The 21,797-nt window shown below is 34.3% G+C and carries 25 protein-coding genes and 1 pseudogene; 10 read left to right on the top strand and 16 right to left on the bottom strand.

The features are described from left to right. Positions 1–61: 61 nt before the first annotated feature. Positions 62–592, bottom strand: a complete 531-nt coding sequence (locus EL260_RS23850; protein ID WP_123857962.1) for a YceD family protein — start codon at positions 590–592, stop codon at positions 62–64. Positions 593–676: 84 nt separating this feature from the next. Then, entirely contained in the window at positions 677–1,768 is a 1,092-nt protein-coding gene (gene pdxA / locus EL260_RS23845; protein ID WP_123857961.1) for a 4-hydroxythreonine-4-phosphate dehydrogenase PdxA, read from the bottom strand. Between the two features lie 48 nt (positions 1,769–1,816). Between pdxA and EL260_RS23840 the strand changes: the two genes are divergently transcribed. The 3 genes from EL260_RS23840 to EL260_RS23830 are packed head-to-tail and all read left to right on the top strand — an operon-like array spanning position 1,817 to position 4,561. Beyond that, on the top strand, positions 1,817–2,401 hold the full coding sequence (locus tag EL260_RS23840) for a riboflavin synthase (protein ID WP_123857960.1): 585 nt from the start codon (positions 1,817–1,819) through the stop codon (positions 2,399–2,401). 1 nt (position 2,402) lies between these two features. Next, positions 2,403–3,857, top strand: coding sequence for a sensor histidine kinase (locus EL260_RS23835; RefSeq protein ID WP_123857959.1), 1,455 nt, complete (start codon positions 2,403–2,405; stop codon positions 3,855–3,857). Further along, the gene (locus tag EL260_RS23830) at positions 3,857–4,561 is read left to right on the top strand and encodes a tRNA1(Val) (adenine(37)-N6)-methyltransferase (protein ID WP_123857958.1); all 705 of its coding nucleotides are present in this window, start codon (positions 3,857–3,859) and stop codon (positions 4,559–4,561) included. Before EL260_RS23835 ends, EL260_RS23830 begins: the two co-directional genes overlap by 1 nt. Before the next feature lie 45 nt (positions 4,562–4,606). On the opposite strand, the gene EL260_RS23825 is transcribed toward EL260_RS23830, so the two are convergent. Next, positions 4,607–5,317 (bottom strand): cell division ATP-binding protein FtsE, encoded by a 711-nt coding sequence (locus tag EL260_RS23825; protein ID WP_123857957.1) that lies wholly within the window; start codon positions 5,315–5,317, stop codon positions 4,607–4,609. A gap of 154 nt (positions 5,318–5,471) precedes the next feature. Further along, a complete protein-coding gene (gene rpmH / locus EL260_RS23820; protein ID WP_034681061.1) occupies positions 5,472–5,630 on the bottom strand; it encodes a 50S ribosomal protein L34 in 159 nt (52 codons plus the stop codon). A 235-nt stretch (positions 5,631–5,865) separates the two neighbouring features. Between rpmH and EL260_RS23815 the strand changes: the two genes are divergently transcribed. Then, positions 5,866–6,870: a DHH family phosphoesterase gene (locus EL260_RS23815; protein WP_123857956.1), complete on the top strand. Its 1,005-nt coding sequence runs from the start codon at positions 5,866–5,868 to the stop codon at positions 6,868–6,870. A 66-nt stretch (positions 6,871–6,936) separates the two neighbouring features. On the opposite strand, the gene EL260_RS23810 is transcribed toward EL260_RS23815, so the two are convergent. From EL260_RS23810 to tilS, 9 genes and pseudogenes are all read right to left on the bottom strand, one after another. Continuing rightward, complete coding sequence (locus EL260_RS23810) at positions 6,937–7,740, bottom strand: patatin-like phospholipase family protein (protein ID WP_123857955.1); 804 nt, start codon at positions 7,738–7,740, stop codon at positions 6,937–6,939. A 44-nt stretch (positions 7,741–7,784) separates the two neighbouring features. Next, entirely contained in the window at positions 7,785–8,594 is an 810-nt protein-coding gene (locus EL260_RS23805) for a hypothetical protein (RefSeq protein WP_123857954.1), read from the bottom strand. Between the two features lie 4 nt (positions 8,595–8,598). After that, positions 8,599–9,381, bottom strand: a complete 783-nt coding sequence (locus EL260_RS23800) for an alpha/beta fold hydrolase (RefSeq protein WP_123857953.1) — start codon at positions 9,379–9,381, stop codon at positions 8,599–8,601. A 108-nt stretch (positions 9,382–9,489) separates the two neighbouring features. Beyond that, positions 9,490–10,005, bottom strand: a complete 516-nt coding sequence (locus EL260_RS23795) for an ExbD/TolR family protein (RefSeq protein WP_123857952.1) — start codon at positions 10,003–10,005, stop codon at positions 9,490–9,492. Between the two features lie 252 nt (positions 10,006–10,257). Then, the gene (locus tag EL260_RS23790) at positions 10,258–12,327 is read right to left on the bottom strand and encodes a protein-disulfide reductase DsbD family protein (protein ID WP_123857951.1); all 2,070 of its coding nucleotides are present in this window, start codon (positions 12,325–12,327) and stop codon (positions 10,258–10,260) included. 28 nt (positions 12,328–12,355) lie between these two features. Continuing rightward, a pseudogene (locus tag EL260_RS26235) lies at positions 12,356–12,509 on the bottom strand (tRNA lysidine(34) synthetase TilS); the annotation flags it as partial. Between the two features lie 130 nt (positions 12,510–12,639). After that, a complete protein-coding gene (locus EL260_RS23780) occupies positions 12,640–13,599 on the bottom strand; it encodes a redoxin domain-containing protein (RefSeq protein WP_123857950.1) in 960 nt (319 codons plus the stop codon). A 79-nt stretch (positions 13,600–13,678) separates the two neighbouring features. Continuing rightward, positions 13,679–14,239: an RNA polymerase sigma factor gene (locus tag EL260_RS23775; protein WP_123857949.1), complete on the bottom strand. Its 561-nt coding sequence runs from the start codon at positions 14,237–14,239 to the stop codon at positions 13,679–13,681. Next, complete coding sequence (tilS, locus tag EL260_RS23770) at positions 14,212–15,564, bottom strand: tRNA lysidine(34) synthetase TilS (protein WP_123857948.1); 1,353 nt, start codon at positions 15,562–15,564, stop codon at positions 14,212–14,214. Before tilS ends, EL260_RS23775 begins: the two co-directional genes overlap by 28 nt. Positions 15,565–15,651: 87 nt before the next feature. On the opposite strand from tilS, the gene EL260_RS23765 reads away from it, so the two are divergent. After that, complete coding sequence (locus EL260_RS23765; protein WP_123857947.1) at positions 15,652–16,485, top strand: OmpA family protein; 834 nt, start codon at positions 15,652–15,654, stop codon at positions 16,483–16,485. Positions 16,486–16,538: 53 nt separating this feature from the next. On the opposite strand, the gene EL260_RS25765 is transcribed toward EL260_RS23765, so the two are convergent. Beyond that, on the bottom strand, positions 16,539–16,697 hold the full coding sequence (locus tag EL260_RS25765; protein WP_164466571.1) for a hypothetical protein: 159 nt from the start codon (positions 16,695–16,697) through the stop codon (positions 16,539–16,541). A 262-nt stretch (positions 16,698–16,959) separates the two neighbouring features. Here EL260_RS25765 and EL260_RS26290 point away from each other — a divergent pair, with 262 nt between their 5' ends. The 5 genes from EL260_RS26290 (at position 16,960) to EL260_RS23745 (ending at position 20,413) form a co-directional block, all read left to right on the top strand. Then, positions 16,960–17,115, top strand: a complete 156-nt coding sequence (locus EL260_RS26290) for a CCPGW family putative bacteriocin (protein ID WP_449506068.1) — start codon at positions 16,960–16,962, stop codon at positions 17,113–17,115. A 140-nt stretch (positions 17,116–17,255) separates the two neighbouring features. Further along, a complete protein-coding gene (locus EL260_RS23760; protein WP_123857946.1) occupies positions 17,256–17,903 on the top strand; it encodes an O-methyltransferase in 648 nt (215 codons plus the stop codon). A gap of 75 nt (positions 17,904–17,978) precedes the next feature. Further along, positions 17,979–18,695: a C40 family peptidase gene (locus EL260_RS23755; protein ID WP_123857945.1), complete on the top strand. Its 717-nt coding sequence runs from the start codon at positions 17,979–17,981 to the stop codon at positions 18,693–18,695. Between the two features lie 3 nt (positions 18,696–18,698). Then, positions 18,699–19,163, top strand: a complete 465-nt coding sequence (locus tag EL260_RS23750) for a DUF1648 domain-containing protein (protein ID WP_123857944.1) — start codon at positions 18,699–18,701, stop codon at positions 19,161–19,163. A gap of 11 nt (positions 19,164–19,174) precedes the next feature. Continuing rightward, positions 19,175–20,413, top strand: coding sequence for a 3-deoxy-D-manno-octulosonic acid transferase (locus tag EL260_RS23745; RefSeq protein WP_123857943.1), 1,239 nt, complete (start codon positions 19,175–19,177; stop codon positions 20,411–20,413). Here the strand turns inward: EL260_RS23745 and EL260_RS23740 are convergent. Further along, complete coding sequence (locus EL260_RS23740; RefSeq protein ID WP_123857942.1) at positions 20,405–21,031, bottom strand: deoxyuridine 5'-triphosphate nucleotidohydrolase; 627 nt, start codon at positions 21,029–21,031, stop codon at positions 20,405–20,407. The genes EL260_RS23745 and EL260_RS23740 overlap by 9 nt on opposite strands. Beyond that, on the bottom strand, positions 21,031–21,786 hold the full coding sequence (locus EL260_RS23735; RefSeq protein ID WP_123857941.1) for a glycosyltransferase family 2 protein: 756 nt from the start codon (positions 21,784–21,786) through the stop codon (positions 21,031–21,033). The genes EL260_RS23740 and EL260_RS23735 overlap by 1 nt, the downstream gene beginning before the upstream one ends. Between the last annotated feature and the right edge of the window lie 11 nt (positions 21,787–21,797).

The following is a 21,797-nucleotide window of genomic DNA, read 5'->3' as shown; positions in this document are numbered from 1 at the left end:
ATAACTTTTTTAATTGATGAGCGATGAGATTCATCATCTCATCATATTTAAATTATTCTATTTAATTATTGTCTCTTAATTTTCTTAAAGCATCCCATCTCGGGTCACTTTCATGTTCTTCTTCTTCAGTTTCCTCAATTTCTTTCGGACTGAACTGGTCAAGAATTTTGATGTCTTCATCACTTACATCTGGTGATATTTTTTTCATCGGGATAGAGAGCATGACATTTTCATATATCAAATGTGCGATATTAAAAGCATGATCTCCTGTGGGAATTGTAATGACATCTTCATTGCTGTCATCATATTCTTCTCCAAAATTCACCAGAACTTTGATTTCATTCTCAATAGGATAGTCGAAATCTTCATTTGTGATATCACAAACCAACTCAACTAATCCATTTATTTTAATCTCAAATTCCAGAAAAGTAGTATGCTTATCAAGTAATGCCTGTACTTCTATTCTAGGATTTGTAAATTCCTGCTCAGTATCAAATAATTGAAAGAACGTATTATCTATCTCAAACTTGAACTCGTGTTTCCCGTTTTTAAGTCCGGAAAAGCTTACGTCATAGTTTCTTAACTTGTCCATAAAATGAGTGTGCAAAAATATGCATTTTTTTTATAATAACAAATAAAATTTAAAACAAATTAATTTAAAATTTGTTTTAACGGTTTATGCTTCAGTTTCCTCAGGTAGATCCTCGTCAATTCCGTTGTCAACAGCTATTTTTCTTGGCTGAAGGCGGTTGCTCATCAGCTCGCTGTATTCACTTCTGTTGTTGAAAACTTTAATTGCTGTGAAGATCGCTTCTGTAAAACTTTGTTCATCTGCAATGTTTTTCCCCGCTATGTCATATGCCACTCCATGATCCGGAGAAGTTCTAATAAAAGGAAGGCCTGCTGTATAATTTACACCTTCTTCATAAGCGAGAGTTTTAAACGGAGCTAATCCCTGATCGTGATACATTGCTAAGACTGCATCAAAGCTTTTGTATTTGTTCGGCTGGAAGAAGCTGTCTGCCGGGAAAGGTCCGAATGCCAGAATTCCATTATCCGAAAGTTCCTGAATAGCCGGGCTGATGATTTCTATTTCTTCGGTCCCGATTACTCCTCCGTCTCCTGCGTGGGGATTCAGTCCCAATACGGCAATCTTAGGTTTTTGAATGCAGAAATCTTCAATAAGTGTCTGGTTCAATACTCTGATCTGCTTTTTGATCTTTTCCTTGGAAATATTCTCAGCGATCTGAGAAATAGGAATATGATGAGTAGACACCGCTACTTTAAGACCTTCTGTTACCAGAAACATTAATCCTTTTTTACTGAATTTTTCTTCAAAATATCCAGTGTGTCCGGCATGCTTAAAGCCCATTTTTACCATTTCATCCTTGTTGATAGGAGCAGTGACCAAAACGTCAATATCTCCTTTTATCAATGCTTCCGTTGCAGCTTCTAAAGAATCGATAGCCATTTGAGTAGATTCTTCTGTAGGAACTCCCAATTCAACGTTAACATTTTCCTTGGTGAGGTTCACCATGTTCAGTTTGCCGGCTTGTGCCTGGGAAGCTTCATTTACATAGTTGAAATTAAGATTCAACTTGAAAATGTTTTTCTGATAAGTGAATAATTTTCCCGAACCAAAAATCACAGGAGTGAAAAAATCCGTAATGGTTTTGTCTGTCAGAGACTTCATGATGATCTCCGGACCGATGCCATTGAAATCACCGATTGAAATTCCTACTCGTACTTTATGGTTTTTTGGGCTCATTTTGATTATCTTTGAAGATTATAATTTACAAATTTAGCAAAAAATAATATGTTCACAGGAATTATTGAAGCAGTTGGTGTTATTGAAAAGATTGAAGAGAAAGGAAGCAACATAGATTTCACCCTGACATGCCCTTTTACAAACGAACTTAAAATTGATCAAAGTCTTGCACATAACGGATGTTGTCTGACGGTGGTTGAGATTAAAGATAATCAATATGTGGTAACAGCCATCAATGAAACACTGGAAAAGACCAATCTTGGAAAATGGGAGCTGGGAACCGTTGTTAATCTTGAGCGTTGCATGAAAATGGATGGAAGACTGGATGGTCATATCGTTCAGGGGCATGTTGACAAAACAGGAGTAGTAGTAGGAATTGAGAATAAAGACGGAAGTTATTTCATTACTATGCAATACGAGTCAGATGGAAGTTTTGTAACAGTGCCTCAGGGATCTATTACAGTAAATGGAATCAGTTTAACCGTAGCAAAAAGTGAAGATACTCAGTTCTCAGTAGCCATTATTCCTTATACCTGGGAGTTTACTAATATGAAAAACCTGAAAATTGGTGATAAAGTGAATCTTGAATTTGACATCATTGGTAAGTATATTGCTAGGTTAATTAAAAAGTAGGATGTCGTTAAATAAATATAAAGGATATAGTTTAAGGAACCGTGTGTTTTTCGGATTCTTATTGGTATGCTTTTTAAGTGTTGTGGCAACATCATTGGTTCCTTATTTTGTATTGAGAAATAACTCTCTGCAGCAGAGTAATATCGATATGCAGGAGAAAACCAATGCTGTCATGAGATATCTGGATTACGCCGTAAGCCGTACATTGGTAGAAACAAAAGATCTGCCGAAGGTCTTAGGTAATAAAATCTTTGAGATCGCAGATATTAACCAGCATGATATTGTTATTTATGATCTGAAAGGAAATTATTTGCTTTCTAATAAAGATGAAAGCCTGATTGATCAGAAAACATTGTCTATAGAAATTATCAACAAAATTCTGTCTACAGACGCCAGGATTGATATGACCAGATATGATGCTGCTAAAGATGCTAAGCTTACCTCTTCATATCTTTTATTGAAGAACAATGAGCTTGAACCAATCGGTGTTGTTTATATTCCTTTATATCATAATGAATCTGCTTATCTGGAAGTATTGCATCAGTATGTAAAATATATTCTTTTAGTGGATATATTTCTTATCCTGTTCAGTATCTGGATAAGTTGGGTAACTTCCAATAGTCTGGCAAAAACCATTACGAAGTTTTCTGATATGATTACACGTATTACATTATTTGAAAATGAAATGCGTCCTATCAGATATTATAAAAATGATGAATTAAATGCTTTGGCAAGGGCTTACAACAGGATGATTCTGCAAATTCAGGATCAAAAAGAAAGACTAAGGTTTAAAGCATCTGAAGAAGCATGGAGAGAAATGGCAAAACAGGTTGCTCACGAGGTAAAAAATCCACTTACTCCCATGAAGCTTACGATTCAGAATTTTGAAAGAAAATTTGATCCGGAAGATCCGAATATCAAAGAGAGAGTAAAACAGATGAGTAAAACAATGGTGGATCAGATTGATCTGATTGCCACTGTGGCCTCTGCATTCTCTGAATTTGCTAAACTTCCTGAGAAAAATAATGAAATCATCAATCTGAATACAGAAGTAGAAGATATTCTTCGTGTATTCAATGATGACAGTATCTTCATGCATGCCAATAAGAGCAATATTATGATTAATATGGATAGGATTTATCTTTCCAGAATCATTACCAATCTTGTGACCAATGCCAAACAGGCGGAAAGTGACGAAAGAAAATTAATTATTAATGTAGATGTAGAACAGCATCAGCGAAGAGTAATTGTTTCTGTTCAGGATAATGGGGTTGGTATCCCTGAAAATATGTATGAAAGGATTTTTGAACCTAATTTTACTTCCAAAACCAGCGGAATGGGGCTTGGTTTATCCATGGTAAGAAAAATGATTGAAGATTATAAAGGAGAAATCTCAGTGAAATCAGAAGTAGGAAAAGGATCTACATTTATTATTACATTGCCTACCAATCTATAGTGAAGCCTTTTACATTTAAACAGTTTGAAATTCAGCAGTCTAAAGACGTCTTTCGGGTAGGAACAGATGGTGTTTTGCTTGGAGCGCTGGCAGATGTGGAGTCTGCTTTCCATGTTTTAGAAGTCGGAACAGGAACAGGATTGATCTCATTGATGTTAGCTCAAAGAAATTCACAGGCTGACTTTTTAGGACTGGATATTAATGAGGAGGCTGTTACATTGACGAAACTTAATTTTGAAAATTCCCCTTTTCATACAAGGCTGAAAAACATTCATCAGGATTTTAAAACTTTTGAGACTGAAGAACAGTTTGATCTGATCGTTTCAAATCCACCTTATTTTGAAGAATCAGGATCTGATAAAGATAAAATTGCACGCCAGACGGTAGAGTTGAATTTCAGACAGCTTGTCGCTCAATCTGCTCCAATTTTATCTGAATATGGACTTCTTTCGGTGGTTATTCCTATTGAGGCCGGAGAGGCCTTTATTTCAATTGCTGAAGAAAATAACCTGTTTCTGATTAGAAGAGTTAATATCAAAGGTATAGAGAATTCAAAAGCAAAAAGATTGGTTCTGGAATTTTCTTCCAAGGAAAAAAACTTTTTGGAATCTGAATTTATTATAGAAAAAAGTCCGAGAAAATACTCGGACCAATATCTTGAACTCACTAAGGAGTTTCATGTTTTTAAAGAGGCTGGAAATTAGAAAATAAAAACTGTATTTTGTAATTAGTTTCTAAGTCTTTTATTCTTATTCGAATAGTTCTGCAGTATCCAATACGGATACTTTTCCATCTTCACATCTGATCGCTTCACCAGGGAAGTTCTGAATCATATGGTAATCGTGTGTTGCCATTACTACAGCGGCTCCGTTTTCAAGGGCAACCTGCTTAAGTAAAGTCATGATTTCGTTGGAAGTTTCAGGGTCAAGATTTCCTGTTGGTTCATCTGCTAAGATAAGATCCGGATGGTTAAGCAAGGCTCTTGCGATTGCAATACGCTGTTGTTCACCTCCAGAAAGTTCGTGTGGCATTTTATGCTTTTTGCTTTTCATGTTCACACTGCCTAGTACTTCATTGATTCTGTCTTCTATTTTTGTTTTATCATTCCATCCTGTAGCTTCCAAAACGAATTTCAGATTCTTTTCAACGGTTCTGTCGGAAAGTAATTGGAAATCCTGAAATACAATTCCTAATTTTCTTCTTAGGTTAGGAATATCAGACGGTTTTAGTTTAGCCAGTTCAAAGCCTACCACAGATCCATGTCCTGATGCTAATGGAATATGCCCATAAAGCGTTTTCAGAAGAGAACTTTTTCCGGAACCTGTTTTTCCAATAAGATAGCAGAATCTACCTTTTTTAATGTTAAGATTTACATCAGAAAGAACAGTAAAGTTTTTTTGCGCAATTTTTGCATGTTGTAAACTTATAATATTGTCTCCGGAGATATTTGTATGTGGCATAATTTAATTTTAAAGGCTATTTCTAACAAAAAATTTTCAATCTTTAAAAATAAAAAAAAGAAGTCTATTTGACTCTAATTTTAATAAATTTTAACAACAAAAAATGCCTGAAAAAGAACTTTTCAAGCATTTTTTGTATATGATAATAAAAAGATTATCTCTTAGCGCGTGCAGCACTAATCGTTAAACTCTTTCTGCCTTTAGCTCTTCTCGCAGCCAAAACTCTTCTTCCATTTGGCGTAGACATTCTTTCTCTGAAACCGTGTTTGTTTCTTCTTTTTCTTTCTGATGGCTGGAATGTTCTTTTACTCATTACTATATGTTTAAATCGTAATTAATCTATTAATTTTCAGGTTGCAAAGATATATAAATTTTTATAAGATACAAACTTTAATTATCTTTTTTTATAATTATCTGGAATGTTTTTTCTTCAAATATTTATAAACCCTTATGGAAACCTGAATTTCTCCGTGCAAAAATAATATTTAAATGATTTATATAAAAGCTCTATCTTTGAAAACTTAAATTTTAACGAAAATAAACACCAGATGTTTACACCAGCAGAACTTTTAGAGATCAATACATTACTTACACCTGAAAACAAAATAGTTATTCTTACTCACTATAATCCGGATGGTGATGCTATTGGTTCCAGCCTGGGATTGAAACATTATTTAAAGGCAAAAGGAATCTATGCTGAAGTGATTGTGCCCAATGATTTTCCAAAGTTTCTGAAATGGATGCCGGAAGCTAAAAAAGTAATCATTGCAGAATACAAAAGAAAGCTGGCTGCTGATATGATTGCTGCAGCAGATGTTATTTTCTGCCTTGATTTTAATTCTCCTTCAAGAATCGGCTTATTGGGGGACTGGCTGGTAAAAGCTCAAGGGAAGAAGATTCTTATTGACCACCACCAACAGCCTGAACCGTTTGATTTTGTATACTCAGATACAGTAATTCCTGCCACTTCACAAATGATTTATCACTTCATCGAAGCGATGAATGATGAAAAATTGGTGAATCAGGATATGGCAGAATGTATGTATACAGGAATTATGACGGATACTGGAGGTTTCCGTTTTCGTTCAACCAGTGCTACTACACATAGAATCATCGCTAACTTAATTGAAAGAGGAGCAGATCCGGCGATGATTACTTCCAATACCTGGGATACCAATACTGTTTCCCGTCTTCATTTGCTTGCTTTGGTTTTAGGAAGAATTGAAGTGGTTAATAATGGCACAGTAGCTATCCTAAGCCTTACAAGAAACGAGCTTAAAGAATTTGGTTTCCAGAAAGGAGATACAGAAGGTTTCGTAAATTACGGATTAAGTATTGCGGGAGTAAAAATGTCTGCCTTCTTTATGGAAGATCTATATGAAGATTTTATCAAGATCTCATTCAGAAGTAAAGATGATGTGGATGTCAATCAATTTTCCAGAAAATATTTTAGCGGTGGGGGGCACATCAACGCTGCAGGAGGTAAATCCAATGATTCTTTACCGGGAACTATAGAAATTTTCAAAGCAAGGCTGATCGAAGAGAACTTGTAGAAAGAAGTAAAGAGTAGGTTATGAATCCATTTTGGTATACTCTCGAACTCTTTAGAGTTTACATCCTCAAATTTTAGTGTATCCTTTTTCCTCAAGTTCTATACAGGTATATTCGTATACCTGCTGAAACATTTCATCCATATATTTCTTGTTGAAAAGGCTGTATTTTGTCATTTTCGGGGGGTCGAGGAATATATTGCAGTATTTTACCTTAGAATAAACTGATTTTGCGATAGCTAAATGGAGAATACGGTCGAATTCTTTCATGAGGCTCATCTTATTTAATTCATCAAAACTTATGGAATTGACATGAGAAGCAATCAGGAAATCACACTTATCCATAATAGGTTCAATAGGCAGGTTGTCAAGGACGCCGCCATCTACATAGATTTTTTCTCCCATTCTTACCGGAGGCAGGATGAAGGGAACGCTTGATGAAGCCAAAAGTGGAGTGAAAAGTTCGCCTTCAGAAAAGAAATCAACAATCCCATGGGTCATTTCCGTGGTGGCAACATACACGGGAATTTTCAGGATGCTGAAGTTGTCTTCGGGAAAATAATCTTTGAAGAGTTTTAAAATAAAGTTGGAACTAAAGATGCCGTTTTTTGATAATTTCAGGGCAGATCGCGAAAAAAAAGAAGTCTGTCTTACGATATCCATCATTTCATCCGGTGTTTTTCCAAATGAATAAAAGGCAGCTATGATAGAGCCTGCGCTGGTACCTGAAATAATATGAGGTTTAAGGTTGTATTCTTCCAGTGCTTTTAAAACAGCGATATGGGCAATTCCCCGCATTCCTCCGCCTGAAAGTGTAAGTCCGATAACCGGAGGTTTCGGTAGTGTCTTTTTTTTGAACGAGAATAAGCCCATTTCGAAAATTATACCTTACTAATATACAGGATTTTTCTCAATGTTTAGGGCTCGTCACATTCAGAATCAATCTTAATGAAAAGTGCATTGAATTCATTATTCATTTTTTCATCACGAGTAACTCTTTGTATTTTGTCATTAGCACAGTTTCCCCAGCCAAATGTAATCAGGTCAATGAGAGCATAATCTCTTTTATCTGATGAGTTAAGTTGTTCGTTGAACTGATTCATAATACGTTGTGGGTCACTATTTCTTTTGCTCATTTCTTCACGAAGTTGTTTCCATTCCGCAAACCTTTGTTCATCGGTTGAATTCAATGCTTTAGAAAAATTGGAGCAGCTATTGTTTTTAAGAAGGATGGAAGGATCAGAGTAAGCGATAATCTGAATTTTTTCCATTTCATACGTTTGAACAAGCTCTTCAAGACTCTTATTTTTAACATTCTGCCAATAAGGGGTATTGATGACTTTCAGATTCATGATTTGTGCTTTTCTTTCCGCAAAATCTTTATCCAGTTTTGCCAGAACCTGGTCTTTGTTATTCCTTATATGATTAAGATCTTTAAGATTGTGAACAAAAGGAGTGTCTAATAGAGATCCGCTCAGTTCAAACCAAAGTTTGTAAGTATCTTCAAGTTCTTTTCTGGAGTATTTACTGCTGTCGAAATATCCTTTATTGTCACATAGTTCCGTTCCAAAATTAAATACTTCCTGCTTAGGCTGAATGGCTGTTACGGTATCAGTTTTTGGAGATGATACCTGAACTGTATCATTTAGAATACTAGAAGTAGACGGGTTATCCTTTTTACAGCTTAAAAATGAAAGCAGAAGGAGGGTCGTAATAGCAATTTTCATGGTTTTACAATACTAATTTTTTAGGCAGATTATGCAGAAGTTCCGTATTAATGATTTCGGCACAGATGCCTGCTTTTTCCCAATGGCCGTTGTGACCGCAGTCTAATATATAAGATTTGATATTCGTTCTGTCCGGAAGATTTTTGATCGTAATATCTGTTTTTACAGCATTATCATGTTTGCCGGCCAAAACCAGAATTTTGGCTTCCAGATTTTGCATAATATGTTTTTTATCCGTTCTTTCTACCATACCTTTTACGCAGGCAAGAGCTCCCATATTGTTTGTGGAAAGTGCTGTTTCCAATGCAATCTCAATTTTACCTTCGAGAATGTCTCTTTCATTGGGGTTGAATAGATTGGGAATTCCAGCTCTTACATAATGGGGAAAAGCATCTTTAATGATTCTATAGCTTTTGATACGCTGTTGTTTCTTCTCTTCATCATCTGCAAAATAAGTAGAGAAGAAAAGAGTTAAGCTCTTCAATGTTTCAGGATATTTTTCTGCAAAAGCCAAAGAGGTATATCCGCCCATAGAATGTCCCAATAGATGCACTTTTTCCAGGTTCTGGTAATCCAAGACTTTTTTTACTTCCTCAGCCATCAATTCCATAGTGTGAATTTCTCCCAGAATCTCAGATTTGCCATGGCCTGGAAGATCAATTTTTAACAATGAGAAATCTTTAGAAAGGTGAGGCTCCATATCACTCCAAATGGATAGATTTTCCATAAAGCCGTGAAGAAGTACTAACGTTTCTTTTCCATTTCCTTTTCTTTCAAAATTCACCATGATTCCAAAATTGTATAGATTAAAATAGTACAGCATTTTGTTGGCTGTAGTTTAGTTTTCCTTTCAAATGTAAACAAAAAAGAGCATTTTAAAAATGCCCTTTCTTTTTTATTGAGTTAATTCTTTGTAAACCTTTGTTTCCCAAGGTTTGATATCTGTTACTCCATAACGTTCTTTTTTAGCAATAGCCAAATTATCCAGCATGTCTACAAAATTTTTGTAGTTGGCTTCATCAGTAGGCTTGATAATTACTGTGAAGTTTTCCTGATTAGGAGCATTTTTGTAGGCTTCAGAAATAATTTTTGAAACATTTACCCCGTTGAAGTTGGTTTCTTTAAGGTTAGTAACATTTAAATCTGTTGCATTACTTTGGTGATAAAATACTCTGTTGTCTTTTCCAAGAATAAATGTGACCTGGTTTTTTTGATTCACTACAGGGCTGGTTGGTGGATTTCCTTTTGCGGGAAGTCCAAGATCCATCACATTCGGTTTTGTGAAGTTTGTGGTAAACATGAAAAACATCAATAGTAAGAAGTTGAGGTCTACCATGGGAGTCATGTCTATTTTTATGAATTTCTTTTTTTGCTTGCCGCCTTGTTTTTCTTGTGCGATTACTTCAGCCATAATTAATATTTTAAAATGTTAAACGGTATTTGATGAAAACGTTGAAAATCCGATCGTGATTTTGAAAAATGGATACAAAGTTCATACCTAAAATTTAAAATATTTAATAATCTTTCATTTTTATTGTTGATTTGGAATTAAGTTTTGTTAAAAACTGTCGTTAATGTTATTGAAGACGAATGGTTTATTGAGGGTTTAGCAATAAAAAAACTCACACTGAAAAGTGTGAGTTGAAAATTGTATATAAATAATTTATTTGCTTTTCTTGAAGTAATTAACTCCGCATTCCAGGAACTTCTTGAAGTCTTCCTTTGGCATATATCCGGAAACAGGAGTGTTGATTACTTTTCCGTCAGGAGTAATTAAAACATAATGAGGCTGAGAGTTGTTGTTGAAGTTAACCTGTTGGAATAGGCTCCATCTGTCCCCAATCGTTTTAACTTTTTTGATTTGTCCGTCCCCAAGATCAATCTTTGTTTTTTGATCTTCAGGAAGCTCTTCTTTATCATCTACATATAAAGAAGCTAAGACAATATCATTTTGAAGGATCGGTAAAATATCCGGCTCGCTCCATACAAATTCTTCCATTTTTCTACAGTTTTCACAACCATATCCCGTGAAATCGATTAAGATAGGCTTGTTTTCCTTTTTAGCAACTTCTATTGCTTTAAAGAAATCGTGTTCAGGATGCATTCCTAGAATACCATCTTTTTCATCGTGGAAATAACTTACATTCAATGGAGGCAGAATCCCACTTAATAATTGAAGTTTTGGACGGTCAGATGGAATTAATCCCTGAATAAGGTAGATCACAAAGCCGAATCCTAATACTCCTAATATTTTTCTAGTGATTGAAATTTTAGGTTTTTTATCATCATGCGGAAACTTGATTAATCCGAATAGATATAAAGCCAATCCTAAAGCAATAATGATCCAGATCGCAATAAAAAGTTCTCTTTTTAAGAAGAATGTTTTAGATACAAGGTCTGCTTTTGATAAGAATTTTAAAGCTAAGGCTAGTTCAACAAAACCTAAAACAACTTTTACAGTATTCATCCATCCTCCTGATTTTGGAAGACTTTGTAATGCCTGTGGGAATAAAGCCAGTAATCCGAAAATAATTGCCCAGGCTAATCCAAATCCAGCTAATGCAAATGTTAATAACATGGGAACATTAGAAGAACCTGTTACGGCACTTCCTAATAAACTTCCCAGAATAGGTCCTGTACAAGAGAAAGAAACAATTACCAGCGTTAATGCCATAAAGAAAATACCGATGATCCCACCAGCTTCCTCAGCTTTTGAAGACTTGTTGGCAATAGAACTAGGCAATGTAATATCATAATACCCGAAGAAACTTCCGGCAAAGAAGATAAATATAATAAAGAAGGCAATATTAAGCCATACACTGGTAGAAATCTCATTGAAGATATTTCCTGCAATCCCGTCGATAATATGGAAAGGAATACTCAATAAAACGAAAATAAGAAGAATGAAAAATCCATAGATCAAAGCATCTCTTTTACCTTTTGCTTTATCCTTATTTCCTTTCGTAAAGAATGAAACTGTTAAAGGAATCATCGGGAATACACATGGTGTTAGTAAAGCAATTAGCCCTCCAATGAATCCTAAGAATAAATAGGTCCAATAGTTCTCATCTACTTTTGTAGCAGCAGTTCCGCAATCTGTTAATGGTTTTTTGAAATCCAGTGTTTCAATTTTTAGCTGCTTAGGATCCAGTGTTGAAGTTTCAGTAATAGTCATCTCCGTTTTAGCTGGATTTTCAGTAACAGTTTCAACAGCTTTTACAGAATCTTTTGAAGGTACCACGGTCTCTTTAGTAACAGCTTCCTCTGTAACTCCTTTTGGTGTTATTTTTTGATTGAATTCTAAAGTGTTTGGAGCAAGGCAAACTCTGTCATCACAAGTCTGATAAGTGATTTCAGAAGTAACATCAGCTGGTTTAGTAGGATCCTTCAGCTTGAATTTTTGCTTAAATCCAGCAGTGTTAGAATAAAAAACAATAGTTCCTCCAAAAGCTTCAGAGAATTCTTCATGTTTTTTACCTACTTCAGTAAACTTGCCGATCAGCTCAATATTCTTTCCCGAAACTTTATATTCTGTAGGAATCCCTGTGTCTTCAGGAAGATCTTTAGAATAAATATGCCAGCCTTTTTCCATGGTAGCATTCAATACCGCTTCATACTGGTTGTTGCCCAGATCGTTAACGGTGAATTTAAATTTTACAGGATTTTTTATCTGCGCATTAATCCCTGTTGCTAAAAACAGTAGAATTAATAAAAACCAATTTCTAAATTTCATTGTTCATTTCATTAAAAATTTTAAGACTTCATTCAGTCTTCTCATTCTTTGTATATCTTCTATCCTGTCTGAAAGGAATGATCCCAAGTATAGAATCATTGCTGTCAGCCATTATCCAGATTTTTTTGCCTCGCTAAAATAGATAATTTTTCGTCCTTAAAAAACTTAGAAACTTTCTTTTTAACCCAAATGGGTAAAATATTCAGTCTTCTAATGGATTTGTAATAGGGGTATTACTTTTCTCTTATTTCTAAATCATTATTAATTTTGTTAATAAATAACTCTATTTCAGTATGAAATACTTGCAAAAAATTAATTTAAGTTTTTTAAAATATCCTCTACAGAAGCCCTTTTCTTATAGTCTGGGTCAAAATGTCTCCATGTAATTTCTTTAGCCTCATTAAGTATAAATGTTGCAGAAACAGGAAGTCTTCCCGAATTATCTGACCTGCTTTTAGTAAAATCATCTTTCAGTTTTGAGTTATAGAAATTCAGAGTTTCACTGTCAGGAGTATAAAGAACGTCAAAGGCCTCTGCAATTTTATAACCTTCATCATATAAAACAGTGTACTCAGTTTTTGTTTTGTTAATTGTTTTTTCTATGAACTCTGGTTTTTCTGGAGATATAATAATGAGTTTGGCGTTTTTGGATTGTAGTTCGGGTGCGATATTCTGTAATGTTTCGATATATTGATTACAAAACGGGCACCATTGCCCTCTGATAAAAACAACAACCATTTTTTTGTTTTCTTTTGATGAAGAAAATGTATTACCCAAATGATCTTTAGCATTGAAATTATCAATCTTATCTCCAATCATTTTTCCTTTTACCTGATCAGGAGTTTTGCTGGAGGAAGGTGTTCTTTTTCTTAAGACAGATGCTCCAACTTCTAAAAACTGTTCTGGATTATAGTAACCAAAATCATATTGAACCAGTTTCCCCTTTGGGTCTAAGAATAAAAAAGAGGGATAGTTTACAACTTTAAACTCTTTTACCAGTTTTACGCCTTCTTTCTCAGCGTCTATAGCAATATTTACAAAGTTTTTGTTGAACATCTCTCCAATTCGGGGATCAGTGAAAGTATTCTTTGCCATAAGTTTACAAGGCCCACACCAGGTAGTATACAAATCAATGAAAATAAGCTTATTTTCTTTGGCTGCGATTTTTTTCGCTGCCTCTAAATCAATTTTTTGAAAATTGATACCCGTGTTTTGCGCATTAAATAAAACTCCTGCTAATATGAGGAGACTCAATACTATTTTTTTGAACATAATGTTTCTTTTTTTATATGTTCCATTAAAAAGGGAAAATCACCCGTTAATTTGATTATTTTGTGTAATGTATTGGTTTTCAGGTTGAAAAAATACTGTTATTTCTTATTTTTTTGATTTGTTCAACACATTTGTATTTTTGGTTCTGGGCATTATGCCTGCTGGAATATTGGTATTTGTTCTGGATTTCCTCAATACTTTTATTTTCAATAAAAATATCATGGATCAGATTCTGACAATGCAGAGAGATAGACTTAACATAACCAACCAGCTTTTCCCAATAATATTTTTCATTTTCGATAGCAGAATTAATTTCCTGATAGTTTTCTGTAAAATAATTTTCACGAGATTCTACATAAAAATTTCTATTTCTTAATCTTTTTAACCACAAATTTTTAGAAATTCCAATGAGATAATTTCCCAAGCAGGTTTGGATTTTGAAATTGTCAGCATGCAATTTTTCATAGAGGATGAGTAATGCATCTTGGAAGATATCTTCTGCATCTTCCAGGTTACCTTTATTTTTAAGAATAAATTTTTTTGTATACCCGAAATACTGTTGGTACAAAACACCAAAAGCTATATTGCTGTCTTTTTTAAAATCATCAACAGCTAATGAATTAGTTGTTCTTCTGTCCATACTACAGTTATCTTTTTTTGAGTATTTCTATCTGTCTGATACCTGCGGTCCTGTCTTAGAGGAATTACTCCCAGAATATGGTTTCTTGAATCACACAATAACCAACTCTTTTCCTTGCTCAGAACAGATAGTTTTTCGTCTCTAAAAAATTTAGAAACTTTCTTTTTACCCGAAAAACCTATTGGATAAAACTCATCTCCATCCTGCTGTTTTCTCAAATAGAGTGGAAAGTGAAGCTTTTCAGCATCAAAATCCCATTCAAATCTTTTATTGATTTCATTAATGTTTTCAATATGATTTACGAGATTGATGAGGACTTGGTTTTCGGAAAAATCAAAATGATGAATCAGTATTATTTCCTCTTCGATTTCCGATACATTATTTTTCTCCGTAAAAATCAGTTCATCACGATTGATGATCAACTGATATTCCTTTGAAAAAAAAGAACGGTTATTTTCTGCTTTAAAAATTTTAGGGATTTCTTCCTCTTGGTTGAAGCCGTATTTTTTTAAAATTTCAAATTTCACGAAATCGCTTTCCTGATCCAGCTTTTCCTTTGATAAGATTTTATGGTCTGGGTTAAATATCGTAAGGCGATTTTCTATTTCCTGAATCTGTTTCTGGACAAAATCTTTGGTTTGATTGAGGTATAAAGAACTTTTTTTGAAGTTTTCCAGAAAGTGATCATTGGTTTCCAGTAATTTCGGAACAATTTCATTTCTGATCTTGTTTCTCAGATAATCACTCTTTTTATTGGAAAGATCTTCCCGGAACTCAATATTGTTTTCTTCTGTAAACTGATAAATTTCCTGCTTTGAAAATGGTAAAAGCGGACGGAGGATATAATTGTCATTGGAGGGAATCCCACTTAGCCCATTGATTCCAGCAGCTTTGGAAAGATTGATGATAAAAGTTTCCAACTGATCGTTGAGGTGATGAGCGGTAACCAGATATTCCAGTTTTTGCTTTTCCTGAATTTTCTTAAAAAAAGCATATCTAAGTTCTCTGGCCCAAAGTTGGATAGAATTATCCGGTTTTTGATCCTTTTCCGAAACTTCATACAGATGGAACCTGATGTGATTTTTCTCACAAAAATCCTGCACTACTTTTTCATCCCTATCCGAATCTTCTCCCCGAAGTTTGTAATTGATATGAGCCACCTGAAATGAATATTCCAAATTCTGCTTTTCATCTCTCAAATCGCGGAATAATGAGACCAGAGCCATAGAGTCAGCCCCTCCGCTTACTGCTAAAAGATAGGAGTGGTTTTCCGGTTGGTGAATAAGGTTTTCTAATTGTTTTCTGAAGCTTGATTTTTTCAACATAGGTGTTGAGAATTTCTTTTATACAAAGATAATCCATATAATTCAATTGAATTTTCCTAACTTTGAGTAGTCTAAAAATGATTACTTATGAAGATTTTAAAAAATTTAGCGGTTTCTGCAATGGCGTTGGGGATGACCTCTTGTGTAAGCAAGAAGCAGTATGATGCCTTAAGCACAAACTATAAGCAATGTATTGAAAATATCGGAGAAAGACAGAGAGAAATTCAAGATTTGAAATCTCAAAACTCTGCATTAACAGGTGAAAATAATTTATTAAAAAGCCAGCATGATGCTTTAAAATCATCATTGGATGCATGTCTTTCCAATACAGGAAAAAGCTCTGCTAATATTGATAAGCTTGTGGGCGAAATCAACGCTTCCAACTCATATATCAAGCAGCTGATTTCAAGTAATGCTAAAAATGATAGCTTAAACCTTGCTTTGTCTAACAAGCTGAAGAGATCTTTAGATAATGTATCAGATGAAGATGTACAGGTGAAAGTGTTAAAGGGTGTGGTGATGATCTCCCTTTCAGATAAAATGCTATACAAAACAGGAGATTACACGATCTTACCGGCAGCTCAGGAAGTGCTAGGTAAAGTAGCTAAGGTAATCAATGATTATGATAAATATTCAGTATTGATTGAAGGTAATACAGATAATGCTCCACTAAATTCAGTAAACTTACCAAGAGACAACTGGGATCTTTCTGCATTAAGAGGTACTTCTGTTGCTAAGGTTCTTCAGACTCAGTTTGGAGTAGACCCTGCAAGAATTACAGCAGGAGGTCGTTCCGAATACAACCCGAAAGCAACCAATATGAGTGTTTCGGGAAGAGCAGAAAACAGAAGAACAGAAATCATCATTATGCCTAAGTTGGATGAGTTCATGAAACTGATGGATATTGCTCCAAAGAAATAATGAAACTATAATAAAAAATAAATCCCGAAGAAATTCGGGATTTATTTTTTTAATCAAATTAATTCTTCTTTTTTCAAAAGGGAAATAATTCTTCGTAAAAAATGATTGGATATTTCAGTCTTGTCTTTTTTTGCAGAAGACTGTGTACTTCCTTTTGGAGGTACTTTTTTTTGATTCTCATGGTTAGTTTGTGGTTGATCTTCTGCAATCATTTTGTTTTCTAGTGTTTTTACCCCTTCGTTCTCTTTGCAAACTTATCATTAATACTACAGAAAAAACATCCGTATTTTCACGGTATTTTGTATGGGATTTTTCCCAAAAGTTTCATTGCTGAATTCTCTAAGATATTTTAATTTAAATATAATTATTTGATTAATAAAAGAATGTGTATATTTAAATCTCCATAAAAGGAAATAAAAATAGAGGTATCCGAAAATCTTAAAGAGTAGGAAATTAATACTAAACAAAATAATTATGAAAAATTCAAAAAAACTTTCAAGAGGAGAAATGAAAACTGTAAAAGGTGCTATTACAGGGTGCAATCCACAGATATTTTGTAGCAGTCCACAGACAAAGTGTTGCCCAGGATGGGTATGTGCTGGTATAAGACAATATTGTATCGCTATATAATGATTTTTTACATAAAAGCTAGATACACTTAAGAAAAAAGAGAGGAATTAATTCCTCTCTTTTTTGTATCTTATACTGAACAGAGATGGTTTGTTTAAAAAGAAGTTTAAAATCCTTAAATTTGTTTAAATTAAAATGGTATGAGTTTTTTTGAAGAAAAGAATCCTGAAATGGATAGATATTTGGAAGCACATGCTTCCTCAGAATCCGAAATTCTGAAAAAACTGAGAAGAGAAACTTATCAGAAAACCACACAGCCTCATATGATTTCGGGTTATCAGCAGGGAAGATTACTTACGATAATATCCCAAATGCTACGGCCTACAAACATTCTTGAAATCGGGACATTTACCGGATATGCCACACTGTGCCTGGCTTCAGGATTAGCAAAAGAGGGTAAAATTACTACGTTGGATGTGAATGAGGATCTTGCTTATCTTCCGAAAAAATATTTTGAATCCAGCGAATATGCTACTCAGATTGATTTCAAACTTCAGGATGCGAAAGAATTCCTAAAAGAAACAGATGAGTTTTTTGATTTAATTTTTGTAGATGCCGATAAAGAAAATTATGCAGACTATTTCAGACTGATAAAACCTCATACAAAGTCAGGATCAGTAGTGATGTTTGATAACGTTCTATGGTATGGAAAAGTACTGGAAGAAAATCCGAAACTGAAGTCTACACAGTCTATTCAGGAATTGAATGATTTAGCAGCAAAAGATGAAGATTTTGAAAATCTTATTTTACCTTTGCGTGATGGAGTCAACTTCCTTCGCAGGAAGTAATTAAATGAAAAGAGTAAGAGATTTGGATGATGTAATTTCTAACTCTCTTAACTTCCTAATTTCTAAAAGAATAAAATGAATAAAGGAATTTGTATTGTAACAGTAGCACCCGTGAGAGCAGAAGGTTCTGACAAGGCAGAAATAGTTACGGAAATATTGTTTGGGGAAAGTGTGGATATTTTAGAAGTGAATAAAAACTGGACTAAAATAAAAATGCATTATGATAACTATGAAGGATGGATGGATACCAAACAGTTAAAAACAGTAACGGATGAAGACCTGGCGAATAGAAAAGTGACTGTAGTTACGGAAGATTTTTCCTCTGTTATAATGAATGATGGTAAAACTTTGTTATCAATGGGCTCTGAAGTAGAATTTCCTGTGGTAGCGTCAAGAAGAAGCCATGATGTAAGAGAAAGTGTTGCTCTTACTGCTAAAGAATTCCTTAATGTACCATATTTATGGGGAGGTAAAAGCTTTTTTGCAGTAGATTGTTCCGGATTTACTCAATTGGTATATAAAGTTCACGGTATTAAGATTCCAAGAGATGCTTCGCAGCAGGCAGAAATAGGAGAAGATCTAACTTTTGTAGAAGAAACGAAGCCCGGAGATTTAGCTTTCTTTGAAAATGCCGAAGGAAAGATTATCCACGTAGGTATTATGCTGGAGAACCAGAAGATTATTCATGCTTCAGGGAAAGTGAGAATTGATACCCTGGATTCTACAGGAATCTTTAATAAAGAAATGAATAAGCATACTCATAAATTGAGAGTACTTAAAAGCATTATTTAAAACATGAAAGCTTCCAGCATATTATTAATTGTGAATACTCTTTTACTGGTTGTAATCTGGGTTTTTACAGGAGTTAAATATGCTGATTTGCCTGATGTAATTCCTACACATTTTGATTTTCAGGGGAATGTTGATGGAGAATCTGGGAAGGTAACAATTTGGGCGTTACCATGTATTGCTACTTTTATTCATCTTCTTTTTATTGGAATAAAAGATCCAAACTCACGGCTTTTAAATATTCCTAAAAGTTTTCGTAATGAAAGAACGCTGAAACTGTACCTGTTTTCTCTGGAACTTCCTGTAATGGTTTTGTTTTTGGACATTATTGTTGAAAGTATTCGTGTTGCGGAAGGAAAGCAGACAGTGCTTAGCGATGCTGTTTTCTTTATTTTAGGAGGAATATTAGCAGTAGTGGGAGTAGGACTTATAAAATCATTTCGGGAAGGTAAAACAAAGTCTAACGACTAGATCTATTAAAATTGAATTTACTTTATAACATATTTATCAACATTCTCATTTTTGGAATGAAAGTTTTCTCATTATTTGATGATAAAACTAAAAAAGGAGTTGAAGGAAGGAGTCAATCTTTAGATAGGGTGAAGTCTGCTTTTTCAAAAACAGATAAGGTAATCTGGATGCATGCTGCCAGTTTAGGAGAATATGAGCAGGGTTTACCTGTGCTGGAAAGGCTTAAAGATCAATTCCCAAATTATAAGATTTTGGTAACATTCTTTTCTCCGTCAGGATATGAAAATGTAATTAAAAAGCAACATATTGCAGATGTAATCTGCTATCTTCCATTTGATAAAAAAAGTACTGTAAAAGAATTTATAGCACAATTTGATGCTGAACTATTTTTTACGGTGAAGTATGATTATTGGTATAATTTGCTTGAAGCACTGAAAGATAAAAATACAAAGATCTATGTGATTTCTGCCTTGTTCTACGAGACGCAATCTTTCTTTACCTCCTATGGAAAATGGTTTGTCAAGCAGCTTAAACAAAATGTAGACTGGTTCTTTCATCAGACCCAGTTCTCATTGGCTTTAGCTAAAAGTGTAGGACTGATGAAGTCGTCTGTAACAGGAGATACAAGATTTGATAGGGTAAAACAACTTCGAAACCGTGATAATCAGGTTGAATATATTGCAGACTTTATAGCTGGTCAAAAAGCTGTTGTTTTTGGGAGTTCGTGGCAGGCAGAGGAGAAAATGACAGAAATGATTTCCCGTAAAAATAACACGATTAAAATACTCATTGCACCTCATGATCTGAAGCGGGTAGGACACCTGAAAAATATCTTTCCAGATGCTTTATTGTATAGTGAAATCAAGGATTCTAAGACCTTAATTTTTAATTCTCAAATCTTAATTATAGACTGTATAGGTCTTCTATCAAAGCTTTATTCCTATGCTGATATAGCTGTGGTGGGCGGAGGTTTTCATGATGCAGGACTTCATAATATTCTGGAGGCTGCCACATTTGGTGTTCCGGTTATTTTCGGAAATCATTATAAAAAGAATCCTGAAGCAGATGAACTTATTTCTAAGAATGGAGGAAAGTCTTTTGCAGACGAATCCACAGCTGCAGAATTCGTTTTATTTCTTGCTAATGAGGGTCATGAAGAAGAACTTGCAAGTATGGCTGAAAATGCAAAGAATTTCGTTGATGAAAAGCCCAATTCTACAGAAATGATTCTACAAAAGATTCTATCTTAAGAATCCCTGGCCCTTTATGTCCTTCATGATTTGATCAATATTGTCAGGAATACGGTCACACTCAAACCAGTTGAAATCAAGACCATTGTTAATGCATAGTTTTTGGAGATAATGATTTTCAGATATTTTTTGCTGTATGGGTCTTAAAATTTCATCAAATTCCATCCAATAATCTTCATCCAGTTTTTTAATTATAGTGAGAGACTTGAATACTTTATTGATGATATAAATGTAAAGTTTGTAAACATTATCAAACCGTTGTCTACTCAGATCATTATTGTGATCTAATATTTTATCAATCATCAGAAGGTTCAGGGATACTTCCCCGAATTTATCTGTTGTTATTTTGATGTGTTCAGTAATTTCGGCACTGATTTTTCTGATGATAGTCAGGAAATATTTAGTGTTACCAATATATTTTGACGCCAAAATAATTTTTTCCTCTACATTTTGTTCCATAGCATTTCTCTTATCGTCGGTAGTTTCCGGATCAATAAGTTCGAAATATAGCTTTTTAGATAATAATTTATCCTTTCTCAGAAGCCTGAAAATAAGTTTATCCTTCTCTGTACTTGAAAAAGCACTCAATGCCGCTTTAAACTCTTTTGAATACTCCATTAGTTGAATATTTTTGAATATTTCATGAATCCGTTTACTGCCCAGTTTGCGGTATAATACAATGATTTTAAAGTGGAGAATCCCATAAAGTCCTTATATACTAGATACTGGTCTTTAATGATATTTTTTTTATTTCTGGAAACACTATTCTCACGCATTCTGTATTTTGCCATTGTTTTATTGATAGGCATTCCTTCCGGAATTACTTTCAGCAGATTTAACCACATAACATGATCTTCACGCTTACTTTTTACAGGAAATAGAAACTTTCCGACTCGTTTAGTATCATACATCGTAGAAACTGGAGCTAGCCTGCAAGTTTTCAATAGATTGGAGAAATTGACAATTTTATCCGCAAGAAAATCTTTTAATATGGGTTGAAGCTGCTCATCACATCTTGAATAATTACAGTAGACAAGTTCTGCATTGTGCTCCTGCATGTAATCCGTCATGGTCTCAAGATACTCAGGATACCAGAAGTCATCAGAATCCAGAAAGGCAATATATCGGCCCTCAGCTCTCTCAAGGCTGTTGTTTCTTGCATTCCCTGCACCGCCGTTTTTTTCCAGAACCTGAAGTTTGATTCTTGGATCATTGTATTTTCTGATTATTTCAACCGTGTTATCTTTAGAAAGGTCATCAGTAATCAGCCATTCCCAGTTTTCATAGGTTTGGTTAAGAACAGACTGTATCGTTTCTTCTATAAAATCAGCAGCATTGTAACTGGGAGTGATAATGGAGACCAGGTCTTTCATTCGTGTTGTAA

Origin of the sequence: Chryseobacterium nakagawai (assembly GCF_900637665.1) — a bacterium.
Classification (GTDB): Bacteria; Bacteroidota; Bacteroidia; order Flavobacteriales; family Weeksellaceae; genus Chryseobacterium; species Chryseobacterium nakagawai.
Note: the sequence above shows the minus strand (reverse complement) of the source record. Positions and strands in the feature narration are given on the sequence as shown.

Coding starts and splice junctions, on each gene's coding strand:
- EL260_RS23850 (WP_123857962.1), bottom strand. CDS start 592: ATGGACAAGTTAAGAAACTATGACGTAAGCTTTTCCGGACTTAAAAAC.
- pdxA (WP_123857961.1), bottom strand. CDS start 1,768: ATGAGCCCAAAAAACCATAAAGTACGAGTAGGAATTTCAATCGGTGAT.
- EL260_RS23840 (WP_123857960.1), top strand. CDS start 1,817: ATGTTCACAGGAATTATTGAAGCAGTTGGTGTTATTGAAAAGATTGAA.
- EL260_RS23835 (WP_123857959.1), top strand. CDS start 2,403: ATGTCGTTAAATAAATATAAAGGATATAGTTTAAGGAACCGTGTGTTT.
- EL260_RS23825 (WP_123857957.1), bottom strand. CDS start 5,317: ATGCCACATACAAATATCTCCGGAGACAATATTATAAGTTTACAACAT.
- rpmH (WP_034681061.1), bottom strand. CDS start 5,630: ATGAGTAAAAGAACATTCCAGCCATCAGAAAGAAAAAGAAGAAACAAA.
- EL260_RS23815 (WP_123857956.1), top strand. CDS start 5,866: ATGTTTACACCAGCAGAACTTTTAGAGATCAATACATTACTTACACCT.
- EL260_RS23810 (WP_123857955.1), bottom strand. CDS start 7,740: ATGGGCTTATTCTCGTTCAAAAAAAAGACACTACCGAAACCTCCGGTT.
- EL260_RS23805 (WP_123857954.1), bottom strand. CDS start 8,594: ATGAAAATTGCTATTACGACCCTCCTTCTGCTTTCATTTTTAAGCTGT.
- EL260_RS23800 (WP_123857953.1), bottom strand. CDS start 9,381: ATGGTGAATTTTGAAAGAAAAGGAAATGGAAAAGAAACGTTAGTACTT.
- EL260_RS23795 (WP_123857952.1), bottom strand. CDS start 10,005: ATGGCTGAAGTAATCGCACAAGAAAAACAAGGCGGCAAGCAAAAAAAG.
- EL260_RS23790 (WP_123857951.1), bottom strand. CDS start 12,327: ATGAAATTTAGAAATTGGTTTTTATTAATTCTACTGTTTTTAGCAACA.
- EL260_RS23780 (WP_123857950.1), bottom strand. CDS start 13,599: ATGTTCAAAAAAATAGTATTGAGTCTCCTCATATTAGCAGGAGTTTTA.
- EL260_RS23775 (WP_123857949.1), bottom strand. CDS start 14,239: ATGGACAGAAGAACAACTAATTCATTAGCTGTTGATGATTTTAAAAAA.
- tilS (WP_123857948.1), bottom strand. CDS start 15,564: ATGTTGAAAAAATCAAGCTTCAGAAAACAATTAGAAAACCTTATTCAC.
- EL260_RS23765 (WP_123857947.1), top strand. CDS start 15,652: ATGAAGATTTTAAAAAATTTAGCGGTTTCTGCAATGGCGTTGGGGATG.
- EL260_RS25765 (WP_164466571.1), bottom strand. CDS start 16,697: ATGATTGCAGAAGATCAACCACAAACTAACCATGAGAATCAAAAAAAA.
- EL260_RS26290 (WP_449506068.1), top strand. CDS start 16,960: ATGAAAAATTCAAAAAAACTTTCAAGAGGAGAAATGAAAACTGTAAAA.
- EL260_RS23760 (WP_123857946.1), top strand. CDS start 17,256: ATGAGTTTTTTTGAAGAAAAGAATCCTGAAATGGATAGATATTTGGAA.
- EL260_RS23755 (WP_123857945.1), top strand. CDS start 17,979: ATGAATAAAGGAATTTGTATTGTAACAGTAGCACCCGTGAGAGCAGAA.
- EL260_RS23750 (WP_123857944.1), top strand. CDS start 18,699: ATGAAAGCTTCCAGCATATTATTAATTGTGAATACTCTTTTACTGGTT.
- EL260_RS23740 (WP_123857942.1), bottom strand. CDS start 21,031: ATGGAGTATTCAAAAGAGTTTAAAGCGGCATTGAGTGCTTTTTCAAGT.
- EL260_RS23735 (WP_123857941.1), bottom strand. CDS start 21,786: ATGAAAGACCTGGTCTCCATTATCACTCCCAGTTACAATGCTGCTGAT.